This window comes from Intrasporangium sp., assembly GCF_030452765.1.
In the GTDB taxonomy this organism is placed as follows: Bacteria; Actinomycetota; Actinomycetes; order Actinomycetales; family Dermatophilaceae; genus Intrasporangium_A.
In genome coordinates this window covers 1-12,149 of the sequence record NZ_JAKDLO010000142.1, presented here as the reverse complement: position 1 = coordinate 12,149, position 12,149 = coordinate 1, and the positions used below count along the sequence as shown (strand labels likewise).

Genomic DNA, 12,149 nt, shown 5'->3' with positions numbered 1-12,149 from the left:
AGGACGACGGTGTCGGGGTGCTCGGCGCGGATCTGGCGGATGTCGTCGGCGTGGAAGCGCTCGTGCACCTCGCAACGTCCTGCCCAGGTGATGACCTCGACGCCGGTCTGGCGGGAGATGTTCTGGGCGAGGAACTCGTCGGGGATCATGATGACCCGGTCGACCCCGAGCGACTCGATGACCTTGACCGCGTTGCCTGACGTGCAGCAGATGTCACTCTCGGCCTTGACGTCCGCCGAGGTGTTGACGTAGGTGACGACCGGCACACCGGGGTGTTTCGCGCGCAGGCCGCGGACGTCCGCGGCGGTGATCGACTCGGCCAGCGAACAGCCGGCGAGCGGGTCGGGGATCAGGACCGTCTTGCTCGGGTTGAGCAGCTTGGCGGTCTCGGCCATGAAGTGGACCCCGGCGAGCACGATGACATCGGCCTGCACGTGCTGGGCCTCGCGGGCCAGGGCGAGGGAGTCGCCGACGATGTCCGAGACGCAGTGGAAGATCTCGGGGGTCTGGTAGTTGTGCGCCAGCACGACAGCGTTGCGCTCGGCCTTGAGCCGGACGATTGCCTCGGCGTCGTCGGCGTAGGTTGCCCACTCGACCTCAGGGATGACGTGGCGGACCTTCTCGTAGAGGTGTGCGGTGCGCTCCACGGCGCTGGGCGGGGCAAGGGTGCTCACGACGGCCTCCTCCTAGTGCTTGTTATGCTTCAACTGAGCATATGGATCGTGAGAAGTATATATGCTTGATCTGAGCAGACCCCCAATGCGGGTGATGTGAACGACATTCGCACGCCGGTCTCGTCGACACTCGCGCGCCGTCTTGTCGACTGTCGCTCGTCCTGCGTGCACGGGCATGCGCTGTGCCCCCGACCCGCGCTGCGCCGGGGTGAGGCGGGGCCGCTATCGGTGGCCGAAGTCGTGCGGAAGGTGCCAGATGACCCGGTCGGCCAAGGATCTGGTCCCGGCAAGCGGATGGTGCCGCTCTACGCGTGCGCTGCGCGCCCCTTGACCCGTCCGCCCGCTCGCGGGACTGGCGGCGATCCGGGCCGGAAGCACAATCAGGCGCGCCCCCTGGACCAGCGTGGGGCCTCATTCCGGCGCCGAAACACCTACTTGCGGGCCCGGGCCGATGCAGGTGAGCCACCGCGATGGTTGACCCTGGATGGACGCTGACGCCCGACGTCTCAGTAGCCGAACCACCAACGGTGCTGGACGCTTGGATGGTGGCATCAGAAGCAACCCGACGAACACACCTGCCTGACAAGCGGATCCACGCCGAGACCGCACCTGCGACCGGGAAGCAGGCTCAGCGGCATACAGCAAGACGGCAAGGACGGCGGGCTCGTGAGCGGCGGGGACCCCTCAACGCGTCTGCGGCAGCTTCGTCCCCGCGATCGTGCGCTCATCGAGAATCGCGCGGCGGAAGCGATACAGCCGCGCCGGTCGGCCACCTGTGTCCGCTTCCGTCTCGCCGGTCGGCTCGACGAGGTCCTGTTGCGTGACGAGCCGCCGAAAGTTCTGCTTGTGCAGCGCTTGGCCGGCGAGCGCCTCGACCGCCAGCTGGAGCTGCCCGAGGGTGAACGAGTCGGGCATGAGCTCGAAGACGACCGGGTGGTACTGGATCTTCGCGCGGAGCCGCGCGATCCCGGTCGCGAGGATCCGTCGGTGGTCGCCCTGCATGCGTTGACCCGGGACCAGCGCGTCGGCGGCAGGCCCCACGTGCGACTCCGGGATGAGCGCGGCCTCGTGCAGCAGCTCATAGCGTTGCAGCACCAGCTCGGGCGACCACGACCGACCCGCGAGGCCGAAACAGATGGCAGCGCGCAGCTCTCGCCGCTCGCGCTCGGCGGCGCTGCGGGCGTTGGCCACCCACGTGTCCAGCAGCGGTTCGATGACGTCCTTGACCAGCGTTGGGCCGGTCGCTCCCGGGCGGCGGTCCTCCCACGGGAAGTAGGAGTACCAGTCGCGCCACTCCGGCTCGTCGCGGCCCGTCGGCGCCTGGGTCAGGCCGAGGTACGAGACCGCCACGACGCGCCCACCCGTCGCCGAACGGTCCGGGTCGGCGAAGGTGTAGAGCTGCTCGACGTAACCGAGCCGATGGCGGGTCTGCTGCTCGACCCAGGCGCTGAGCCCAGCCTGCAACGACCGGTGCTCACTCCGAAGGGGGCCGGACGGCAGGCGCTGCCCCTCGTCAGCGGTCAGGACCAGTGGGCGGTCGTCGGCCACCGCGGTCACCACGGCGACGAGCTCGGTCCCTACGCGCTCTGCGGTCACGGGCCCAATGATGCCCACTCCCGCTCGGTTTGAGGTACTCGAGCGGGGTGTCCGCGCGCCGTCGCACCTCAGACGCAAGTCGTATGCCGCTGAGCTGGGTCCGCTCGTCGAGCTGAGTGGGTCTGGGTAGGCTCCAGCGATGGTGCTGTCCGATTCGTCCCGGGTCCTCGCTGCGATCCTCATCCTCAGCCTGGTCACCGTCGAGCTCGGCGGGGTCTTCGTGCTGCTCATCGTCGGAGGCCGGCGCGTGGCGACACCGCTCCAGCTGACGTTCTTCCGGGCCGGGCACGCGCACGCCGGTGTCCTGCTCATCCTCGGCCTCGTCGCCCAGGTGCTGGTCGACGCCACGACGCTGACTGGCGTGTGGGAGTGGGTCGCCCGGGCGTTGATCCCCATTGCCGCGCTGCTCCTGCCGGGTGGCTTCTTCCTGTCGGTGGCCCGGTCCGGCGCGACCAGCGCGAACCGGCTGAAGATCCTCATCCCGACCGGCGCAGTCGTTCTGGCGATCGGTCTGGTCACGCTCGGGGTCGGACTCCTGGCCGGCTGAGTCGCTGTGGCGCATGAGTTGGGCCGCCGTTGAGCGAACTCGTTGCCGAGTCGCGCGGCCGGTGATCGCCTACGTCGACACGTCCGCTTTCGTGCTCAGGGTGCACTCGTCCGAGACCGTTGTGGATGTCGGCGGCTGGCGGGGTTTCGCGTCCAGCCCCACGACAAGTGCTCTCGGCGTTGGTTGTTGTGGCGTTGCGGCGTCGCTTGCCACGAGAAGTACGTTCGTGGTGAGTTGTCGTGGCTCGAGCTTCCCCACGAGGTCCGGAGCGGACCGCAGTGGGACTCGGACGAGAACGAGGTCGTGAGCGGCATACGGCCGCCGATAGGCTGGCGCCCGTGATCGACATCAAGCTGCTGCGCGAGGATCCCGAGCGGGTGCGTGCCTCGCAGCTGGCTCGCGGTGAGGACCCGGGGGTCGTCGACGCGATCCTCGCCGCCGACGAGCGTCGGCGCTCGTCCCTCGGGCAGTTCGAGGCGCTGCGCGGCGAGCAGAAGGCGGTCAGCAAGGCGGTCGGCGCGGCGATGGGCGCCTTCCAGAAGGCGAAGAAGTCCGGCGCCGACAACGTCGCCGAGCTCGAGACCGCAGCAACCGCAGCCCGTGAGCGAGCCGCTGAGCTGAGCGACCGCGTCAAGGCCCTCGAGGCGACCGCTGGACACGCCGACGACGACCTCGACACCCTCATGCGCAAGGTCGGCAACGTCATCGTCGACGGCGTCCCCAGCGGCGGCGAGGACGACTACATCGTGCTCGAAACCATCGGCACCCCAAGGGACTTCACGGCCGAGGGCTTCGAGCCGCGTGACCATCTCGAGCTGGGTGAGAGGCTCGGCGCGATCGACATGGAGCGCGGCGCCAAGGTGGCCGGGGCGCGGTTCTACTTCCTCACCGGGGTCGGCGCGCGGCTCGAGCTCGCGCTCTTGAACATGGCCGTGGCGCAGGCGGTCGAGAACGGGTTCACCCCGATGATCACCCCCACCGTCGCGCGGCCCGACGTCATCGTCGGCGCGGGCTTCATGGACGCGCACGCCGAGGAGGTCTATCACCTGCAGACCGACGACCTCTACCTCACCGGCACCTCCGAGGTGGCGCTCGCCGGCTACCACGCCGACGAGATCATCGACCTCACGGACGGCCCGAAGCGCTACGCCGGCTGGTCGGCCTGCTACCGGCGCGAGGCCGGCTCGCACGGCAAGGACACTCGCGGCATCATCCGGGTGCACCAGTTCCACAAGGTCGAGATGTTCGTCTACTGCCGGCCCGAGGACGCAGCGGACGAACACCAGCGCCTGCTCGACTGGGAGCGCGAGATGCTCGCCAAGGTCGAGGTGCCCTACCGCATCATCGACACCGCGGCCGGCGACCTCGGCAGCCCCGCCGCGCGCAAGTTCGACTGCGAGGCATGGGTGCCCACCCAGAGCCGCTACCGCGAGCTGACCTCGACGTCGAACTGCACGACGTTCCAGGCCCGCCGGCTGAACACACGCGAGCGGGTCCCTGCTGACCTGGGTATCGGCAGCGGCACCCGCGCCGTGGCGACCCTCAACGGCACCCTCGCGACGACGCGGTGGATCGTCGCGATCCTCGAGAACCACCAGCAGCCCGACGGATCCGTTCTCGTCCCGAGCGCCTTGCGGCCCTTCCTCGGACTGGACGTGCTGACCCCGATCGGCTGAGTCACCCGCAGCCCGTATGCCGCCCACTCGTTCAGCGCTCGCCTGTTACGCGGGCGGTGGCCGGCTCACCGCGACGTCAGCCGGCGGCCGATCTCGCGCAGGTGGTCGAGCACGGCGGTGACCGCGGCCCGCTGGGCCCGGTCCGGTCGGGACAGCGCGAGCAGCGTGCGGGTCGAGCGCACGTCGGCGATGGGCAGGGTCACGACGCTCTCCCGGGTCCGGGTCGTGTAGCGCGGCAGGATGGCTAGCCCGGCACCGACCGCGACGAGGGACTCGACGAGCCGGTTGTCACGGACCCGGTAGCGCAGGTCGACGGCGGCGCCCGCCCGGTTCTCGATCGCGATCCGCAGGGCGTCGAACGGGTAGCCCAGCGGCACCCCGATCCACGGCTGCCCGGCGAGGTCGGCGGCCCTCACCTCGGAGCGTCGAGCCAGCGGGTGTGACGTCGGGATCGCCACGTCGAGGGGTTCACGGGCGAGCGGCCTGACGTACAGGTGCTGCTCGGTCGAGGGGCGCCGAGCCATGCTGTGTCCGATCACGATGTCGTAGTCCGCCGTCTGAGTGGCATAGTCGGCTTCCGCGATGTCGACGTCATCGAGCTCGACCGTCACCGCCGTGCCCGCCAGCTCCAGCAGGAGCGGGGGGACGAGCACCTCGGCCGCGCTCGGCAGGGCGGCGATCCTGACCACGCCCGTCGGCTCACCGCGAAGAGCGTCGAGGTCGTGCTGGACCTGCCCGAGTGCGGTCGCGACGGAGACGGCGCCGTCGGCCAGAAGCTGTCCCGCGACGGTGAGCCGCAGTCTCCGGCCGTCGGGCTCGACGAGCCGGACTCGCAGGTCGCGCTCGGCCGTGCGTAGCTGCTGGGAGAGGGCCGACGGCGTGCGGTGCGTCGCAGCGGCGACCGCGGCGAGGCTGCCGCGGTCGGCGAGCTCTCGGAGCAGCTCCAGATGCCGGACCTCCATGTAGGCACCCTACAGTGGCCAGCAACAACAATGTGATTGTGCTGAACGGTCCGCGTCGCGATCATGGACTCATGCCGTCCCGCCACCGCCTCCTCGCCGTGCTCGTCGCGATCATGTGGGGCGTCAACTTCCTCGCGATCCACCTGTCCCTGCAGCAGTTCCCGCCGTTGTTCCTCGTCGTGCTGCGCTTTGCCCTGCTCGCGATCCCGACGGTGCTGTTCGTCCCGAAGCCCGACGTCCCGCTGCGCTGGCTCATCGGCTACGGGCTCGGCTTCGGCGTCGTCCAGTTCACCTTCCTCTACACGGGGATGGCCGCCGGGATGCCGACCGGCCTCGCCTCGCTGGTCCTGCAGGCCTCGGGCCCGTTCACGCTCGTACTCGGGGTGGTGCTCCTGCGTGAGCGGGTCCGGCTGGCACAATGGGCCGGCATCGGTCTGGCCGTGCTCGGGATGGCCCTGGTCGGCTTCTCGCAGGCAGAGTCGGCGCAGCTGCTGCCCTTCGTCCTCGTCCTGGTCGGCGCATTCGGGTGGGCACTCGGCAACCTCTCCGGCCGCCTCGCCAAGCCGGTCAGGCCCTTGCACCTCGCGATGTGGATGTCGGTCGTCGTGCCGGTCCCGATGCTCGCCCTGTCCCTGCTCGTCGAGGGGCCACGCGCCATCGGCCACTCCCTGGCGACCTCGTTGACGGCGCAGGCGGTCCCGGCGTGGGCGGGTCTGGTCTACACAGTGGTGATCGCGACGGTCGTGGGCTCGGGCGTGTGGACGTGGCTGCTGTCTCGGCATCCGGCCGGCGTCGTGGCGCCCTTCTCGATGCTCGTGCCGGTCGTCGGCATCCTCACCGCCGCCATCGTCCTCGGGGAGCGGCCGAGCCTGCTCGAGTACGCCGGCGGAGCCATCGTCGTAACCGGAGTCGTGGTCGGTTCGCGCGCGCCTCGCCCGAGCCGCCCGAGCCGCCCGAGCCGCCCGAGCAGCCCGAGCCGCCCGCGCCGCCCGCTGCGCGTCGGCGCGGAGCCGGCTGAGCGGCATACCCCGATGGTCTTGGCGGTCCTTGGCGTGGCACCCGACCCGGGCCGTGACTCGCGTGCCTGCGGGGCCCGGTGAGAGTCAGGCCGCCCGGGGATCACTGCCAGCTCAGGACCCGACGCAGACGCCGTAGACATCCACGGTGTGGCTCACGAACGCATCGTTGTTCGTGACGAAGATCTTCCAGTCGTTCCCGGGCTCCGGCTTGCTGGCGGTCACATCCACCAAGATGCTGTCGTCGGTGACGTCATACCCGCCCCCGCTCAGGGTGGTCCCGGACGGGCACCCCACGGTGCTGGTGAAGCCGCCGCGGGTCGGCGGGAGCGTGATGGAGTTGGTCTGGATGATGGTGCGGGCCGCGCCGGCCGGGCCAGCCGCGCCGGTGGCGCCGGTGGCTCCGGTTGCGCCCCTGGGCCCCTGTGGGCCGGTGGCTCCGGTGTCGCCCTTCGGACCCTGCGCGCCGGGGGCTCCGGTGTCGCCCTTGGGGCCTTGTGGCCCGGCGGCACCCTGCGGCCCTACGGGTCCGGTCTGGTTCCAGGTGACCAAGGTGTCGCGCGGCAGGCAGCGAGGCGCCGAGGAGGGGTTGACCGAGACGTGGTAGAGCGCGCCGAGGTTGTGCTGCAGACAGCCCTGGTAGACCTTGGCCGGCGAGCGGTCGCTGGCGAGCGTCAGGGTGGCGCCACCGACCGCGAGGGCGGCGGCGACCATGCCGGCGGTCAGGATACGGCGGGTGATCGGGATACTCATCGGTTCTGTCTCCTTGCGATGGATGGGTGGGTCAACCGGGTCTCAGGGTCTGTGTCCCGAGGCGGCCGGAGCGTTACAGTCGGGTGCGTGGACGAAGCGGTGCTGCTGGCTCGGTTGCGCGGCGGTGAGGAGGCCGCGTTCGCCGACGTCGTCACGGCGTGGTCGCCGGTGATGTTGCACGTCGCGCGCGGGTTCGTCTCGACACGAGCCTCCGCGCAGGAGGTGGTGCAGGAGGCTTGGCTGGCCGTGCTGCGTGGCCTGGACGGGTTCCAGGGGCGGTCGGCGCTGCGCACCTGGGTGCTGGCGATCACCGCGAACCTGGCGCGTCGGCGCGGGACGACCGATGCTCGGACCGTGCCGTGGACCGATGTGGCTCCCGATGACGCGGGCACCGTGGACCCGGCACGGTTCCGCGGGCCGGGCGACAACTGGGCCGGTGGTTGGACCCCGGCCGGTGCGCCTCAGCTGTGGGGCCCGGAGGCGGCCGCGTTGTCCGGTGAGGTGCGGGCCCTGTTCGCTGCGGCGTTGGATGCTCTGCCGTCGAGCCAGCGCACCGTGGTGGCGCTGCGCGACGTGGACGGGCTGTCCGCGCCCGAGGTCTGCGCGGCCCTGGGGGTCTCCGCCGCGAACCAACGCGTGCTGCTGCACCGAGCACGGGCCAGGCTGCGGCAGGAGCTCGAGGACTACTACCACGACGTGGAGGTGAGCTCCTGATGGCGCTGTCCTGCAAAGAGGTCGTCGAGCTCGTCACCGACTACCTCGAGGGTGCGCTCGACGCGGCGAGTGCTGCCGAGGTGCAGGCACACCTGGCGCTGTGCGAAGGCTGCGAAACGTATGTCCAGCAGATGCGCGACACGGCTGCGGCGCTCGGCGGTCTCGACGTCGACACCCTGCCCGGCGACGTGCAGGAGGACTTGCTGGCAGCGTTCCGGGCCTACCACCCTCGAGGGTGATCGGCCCGGAACGGCTCCAGGTGCCCGCGCGCCGGGTCAGCTGGCGGCGATGCCCTCGGCTCCGGTGCCGTTGTCCGGGTGCCAGCCGGCCACGGTCCCGATCCTGGTCAGGGAGCCGTCGGCCCCGATCCGGAACTCGTCGATCGTGCCCGCGCCGGTGGCCTGCTGATACAGGAATCGCCCATCTCCGCTGACGGCCAGGTCGACCGGGCCGGCGTCGGTGCGAGCGGTGACACCGGCCGCGTCGAGCAGGGTCAGCGTGCCGTCGCGGCCCGCCCGATAGCCGGTGATCGTGGCCGATCCGGCGTTGGCGACGTACAGGTACCCGCCCACCGACACCGACCAGCAGGTTGCTGCCTGGCCGTTCGCCACGAACGGCGAGACCGGGGTGAGGGTCCCGCCTCGGTGCACGGTGAACGAGTACACGCCGCCGGAGGCGTCGGCCACCTGAAGCCGGTCCTGCCGGTCGAAGCTGAGCGCGAACGGCACGGGGCCGACCGATGTGGTGACGGCCTGGGCCGCCGGCAGCCCGAACCGGTTCAGTGCAAACACCTGCAGCGTGCCGTGGGTCTTGGTCGCGACGACCAGATCACGCCCGTTCGGCGTGAGAGCCAGCTGGGACGGGGAGGCCAGGAACTGCGGGTCGGAGGGGTTTCCCAGCCCCAGGCCCTTGGTCGAGCCGGGGATCGGCACCAGCCGGTCTGCCACGACCCAGAACCCGGTGACTGCGCCGTCGCCGCCGGCATCGAGCACGTACGCCAGGCCGTGGGCCACGCTCACCGACACCGGCAGGTGACCTCGGGTGGGTAGCACCTGCACCCGGCGCAGCTGGTCGCCGCGGACCCGGAAGACGGTCAGCGTGTCGCTTCCTGCGTTCACCGCGAGGAGCAGGTGGTGGCGCCGGTCGTAGGTCAACGACCCTTGCGAGGCAAGCGGATCGACCACCGCACCCGCCTCGTTCCCGCCGCGGCCCCCGGTCGGGTACCGACCCGCTTCCCGAAGCTGCCCGCCACGACCCCGGTCGTAGACGACGATCGCGTTGCCGGCCGGGTCGTTGGTCTGCACGAAAACGGCGTGTCGACCGGTGAAAGCGTGCCCGGGCAAGGAGGTGTGATCAGGTGCGGCGGCTGTACGGGCAGCACCGGGCCGAGGTGTTGTGGCTGCGCTGGCTGCCGGTGCTGAGCCCAGCCCGAGCGCGAGAGCGCCCGCGGCCAGGGCGGCGATCATGCCGGAGCGGCGGAACATCATGATGAGATCCCTTCGTCGATGGTTTGACGGTCGAAGGAGTAGTGACCGCGCACCACCTGGGCGTTACACCCGGGCAGCGTCGCACCCGCGCCCGGGGCAACTGGCCGCTCACTTTCCCGCCGGGGCTGGATTGTTGGCGGGCGTGAGGGGGTTTGGCCGCTCACTTTCCCGCCGGGGCTGGATTGTTGGCGGGCGTCGGGAGTGCAGCTCGGGCCGCGGCGACCCGCGGAGCGAGCTGAGCTGCATACGGACCGGCCGCGGAACGGATCTCCGCCTTGAGGTGGAGGCGCCGCTCACCCATGCCGCCTACCCTGACGACGTGATCGACACGAGCGACTGGCGGGCCCGGCTGCGGCAGTTCTTCGCCATCGACGACCTCTGGGAACGGGTGCCGAGCCGTGGCTACCTGCGCCGGGACGCCGTCCTCGCGCTCGTCATCTGGGTGGTCTGCGCGCTCGGCCTCGAGCTGGTCCGGAGCGTGGGCGGGTTCGACCACGACGCGGTCCACGTCCCTTGGTGGCAGGCTCAGCTGGCGGTCGCGACCGCCGCGCTGCCACTTGTTGTCCGCCGGCGATACCCGCTCTCGATCGCGGTCTACCTGTCCGCGCACATGTTCGCGACCGGCATGCTCGCACCGTTCGTCATGATCCAGTTCCCGATGCAGGTCCTGTACTTCTTCGGCCTCTTCGGTGGGATGGCGTGGGCCCGTAGCCGGTCCGCCGCGGTCACGACGCTCGGCTTCATCGTCGTGTTCATGTTCGGGTGGCTGACCTTCCAGTTCGCGCTCGGCGCCGGGGCCGAGGGACTCGACGCGAGCAAGCAGTACGGACTGCTGCCGCCCATCCTGTCCAACGTCACGTACTCGATCCTCGTCAACATCTTCTACTTCGGCGCGGCCGTCCTCGGTGGCCACCTGACCTGGCGCAACGCACGCCAGCGCGCCGAGCTGGCCGCCCAGGCCCAGACGCTCGCCGCCCAGTCCGAACAGCTGCGCGAGCACGCCGTCACCGCCGAACGGCTCCGGATCGCACGCGAGCTGCACGACGTCGTCGCCCACCACGTCGCCGTCATGGGCATCCAGGCCGGAGCCGCGCGCAAGATCCTCTCCCGCGACCCCTCGGCAGCCGCCGGAGCGCTCCAGCAGGTCGAGCAATCCTCCCGCGACGCCGTCGGGGAGATGCGCGCGCTGCTCGGCACCCTACGAGGGCGCGCCGAGCCGGGCTCGCGCGGGCCGGAGCCCGGGCTCGGCGAACTCCCAGCCCTTCTCGACGAGGTGCGCGCCGCCGGGCTCCCGGTGAGGTATGCCGCCCACGACGATCTCGGCGTCGGCGCAGCCTCGGTTCCTCCCGCCGTCGGGCTGAGCCTCTACCGCACAGTCCAGGAGGCGCTCGCGAACATTCGGCGGCACTCCACGGCGAACGCAGCGAGCGTCGTGCTGCGGCTTGCTCACGGGGCGAAGGGCGACTACGCGGAGGTCGAGATCCTCGACGACGGACGAGCACGACCGGGTACCGGGGGGTCGGGCCTCGGACTGCTCGGGATGCGCGAGCGGGTCACCTTGCACGGCGGTGAGGTCGAGGCCGGGCCACGCGCCGTCGGCGGGTACCGGGTGCGAGTTCGCCTGCCGATCAAGGGGGTTCACGGATGAGTGACGAAGCCCTGCGGGTTGTCGTCGTCGACGACCAGCGACTGGTCCGGAGCGGCTTCGCGATGATGCTCGGCGCCGAGGACGACATCGTCGTCGTTGGCGAAGCCGCCAACGGTGCCGAGGGAGTCGACGTGGTCCGCCGGGAGCGGCCTGACGTCGTCCTCATGGATGTCCAGATGCCGGTGCTCGACGGCATCGCCGCGACCGGGACGATCGTGCAGGAGGATCTGGCCAAGGTCATCATCCTGACGACCTTCGACCGCGACGACTACCTCTTCGACGCGCTGCAGAACGGGGCCAGCGGGTTCCTGCTGAAGAACACAGACCCCGACGACCTTGCCGACGCCGTCCGGGCCGTCGGGCACGGGCATGCGTTGCTCGCCCCCGAGGTGACCCGGCGGGTCATCGCGGCGATGACTGCCGAGGCGTCGGGTGGGGCAGGGGTGGCCACACCCGGGGGCACAACGGCGCCGTCGAGGGACGATGCGCGGCTCGCCCCGCTGACCGCACGCGAGCTCGAGGTGCTCTCCCTCGTCGGGCGCGGCCTGTCCAACGCGGAGATCGCCCGGGAGCTCTTCGTCGGCGAGGCGACTGTCAAGACGCACGTCTCGTCGTGCCTGTCCAAGCTGCATCTGCGCGACCGGGTCCAGGCGGTCGTCCTCGCCTACGAGACGGGCCTGGTCGTCCGCGGTGCGCCCGACTGACCCTCCCCGCTCCGCCGCTCCCCCCATCGAGAGTGCACTTTCTCGCGTTCGAGGGTGCACTACTCCCGTTCGAGAGTGCCCTACTCGCGTTCGAGAGTGCAGTTGTTGGGATCGAAGGTGCACTACTCCCGTTCGAGAGTGCCCTACTCGCGTTCGAGAGTGCAGTTGTTGGGATCGAAGGTGCACTACTTCGGCTCGTCGATGAGAACTACTGAACTGTCGATGAGGATTTGTGCACTGTCGAGCAGAACTACTGAACTGTCGATGAGGATTTGTGCACTGTCGATCGGGACTACTGCACTGTCGATCGGGACTACTGCACTCTCGATGAGGAGTTGGGCTCCGTCTCGAGGGGGAGGGCCCGGTGCGAGG

The 12,149-nt window shown here is 70.4% G+C and carries 13 protein-coding genes; 7 read left to right on the top strand and 6 right to left on the bottom strand.

All coding sequences use genetic code 11. The annotated features are described in order from the left end of the window. Together L0H79_RS16140 and L0H79_RS16135 are read right to left on the bottom strand one after the other, a co-directional pair. Positions 1-674 (bottom strand): quinolinate synthase (locus L0H79_RS16140; protein ID WP_301485659.1); only part of this gene is annotated, 674 nt, incomplete at its 3' end. A gap of 684 nt (positions 675-1,358) precedes the next feature. After that, positions 1,359-2,270 carry a hypothetical protein gene (locus L0H79_RS16135; RefSeq protein WP_301485658.1) on the bottom strand — a complete coding sequence of 304 codons (912 nt, stop codon included), beginning with the start codon at positions 2,268-2,270 and terminating at the stop codon, positions 1,359-1,361. A 139-nt stretch (positions 2,271-2,409) separates the two neighbouring features. Here L0H79_RS16135 and L0H79_RS16130 point away from each other — a divergent pair, with 139 nt between their 5' ends. Continuing rightward, positions 2,410-2,817 (top strand): hypothetical protein, encoded by a 408-nt coding sequence (locus L0H79_RS16130; RefSeq protein WP_301485657.1) that lies wholly within the window; start codon positions 2,410-2,412, stop codon positions 2,815-2,817. Positions 2,818-3,155: 338 nt separating this feature from the next. Continuing rightward, on the top strand, positions 3,156-4,493 hold the full coding sequence (gene serS / locus L0H79_RS16125) for a serine--tRNA ligase (protein ID WP_301485656.1): 1,338 nt from the start codon (positions 3,156-3,158) through the stop codon (positions 4,491-4,493). A 65-nt stretch (positions 4,494-4,558) separates the two neighbouring features. Here the strand turns inward: serS and L0H79_RS16120 are convergent, their stop codons facing one another. After that, a complete protein-coding gene (locus L0H79_RS16120; protein ID WP_301485655.1) occupies positions 4,559-5,455 on the bottom strand; it encodes a LysR family transcriptional regulator in 897 nt (298 codons plus the stop codon). Positions 5,456-5,526: 71 nt separating this feature from the next. On the opposite strand from L0H79_RS16120, the gene L0H79_RS16115 reads away from it, so the two are divergent. Next, positions 5,527-6,555, top strand: coding sequence for an EamA family transporter (locus tag L0H79_RS16115; RefSeq protein WP_301485654.1), 1,029 nt, complete (start codon positions 5,527-5,529; stop codon positions 6,553-6,555). Between the two features lie 30 nt (positions 6,556-6,585). Here L0H79_RS16115 and L0H79_RS16110 read toward each other — a convergent pair whose 3' ends face one another. Continuing rightward, positions 6,586-7,224, bottom strand: a complete 639-nt coding sequence (locus L0H79_RS16110; RefSeq protein WP_301485653.1) for a hypothetical protein — start codon at positions 7,222-7,224, stop codon at positions 6,586-6,588. Between the two features lie 87 nt (positions 7,225-7,311). On the opposite strand from L0H79_RS16110, the gene L0H79_RS16105 reads away from it, so the two are divergent. Both L0H79_RS16105 and L0H79_RS16100 read left to right on the top strand, forming a co-directional pair. Further along, entirely contained in the window at positions 7,312-7,938 is a 627-nt protein-coding gene (locus L0H79_RS16105; protein ID WP_301485652.1) for an RNA polymerase sigma factor, read from the top strand. Continuing rightward, the gene (locus tag L0H79_RS16100) at positions 7,938-8,177 is read left to right on the top strand and encodes an anti-sigma factor (protein ID WP_301485651.1); all 240 of its coding nucleotides are present in this window, start codon (positions 7,938-7,940) and stop codon (positions 8,175-8,177) included. The genes L0H79_RS16105 and L0H79_RS16100 overlap by 1 nt, the downstream gene beginning before the upstream one ends. Before the next feature lie 36 nt (positions 8,178-8,213). Here the strand turns inward: L0H79_RS16100 and L0H79_RS16095 are convergent, their stop codons facing one another. Continuing rightward, on the bottom strand, positions 8,214-9,425 hold the full coding sequence (locus L0H79_RS16095) for a beta-propeller fold lactonase family protein (RefSeq protein WP_301485650.1): 1,212 nt from the start codon (positions 9,423-9,425) through the stop codon (positions 8,214-8,216). Positions 9,426-9,744: 319 nt separating this feature from the next. Between L0H79_RS16095 and L0H79_RS16090 the strand changes: the two genes are divergently transcribed. Beyond that, positions 9,745-11,073 carry a sensor histidine kinase gene (locus L0H79_RS16090; protein ID WP_301485649.1) on the top strand — a complete coding sequence of 443 codons (1,329 nt, stop codon included), beginning with the start codon at positions 9,745-9,747 and terminating at the stop codon, positions 11,071-11,073. After that, complete coding sequence (locus L0H79_RS16085; protein WP_301485648.1) at positions 11,070-11,777, top strand: response regulator transcription factor; 708 nt, start codon at positions 11,070-11,072, stop codon at positions 11,775-11,777. Before L0H79_RS16090 ends, L0H79_RS16085 begins: the two co-directional genes overlap by 4 nt. Before the next feature lie 185 nt (positions 11,778-11,962). Here the strand turns inward: L0H79_RS16085 and L0H79_RS16080 are convergent. Next, the coding region (locus L0H79_RS16080) for a hypothetical protein (RefSeq protein ID WP_301485647.1) at positions 11,963-12,149 on the bottom strand (187 nt) is incomplete at its 5' end.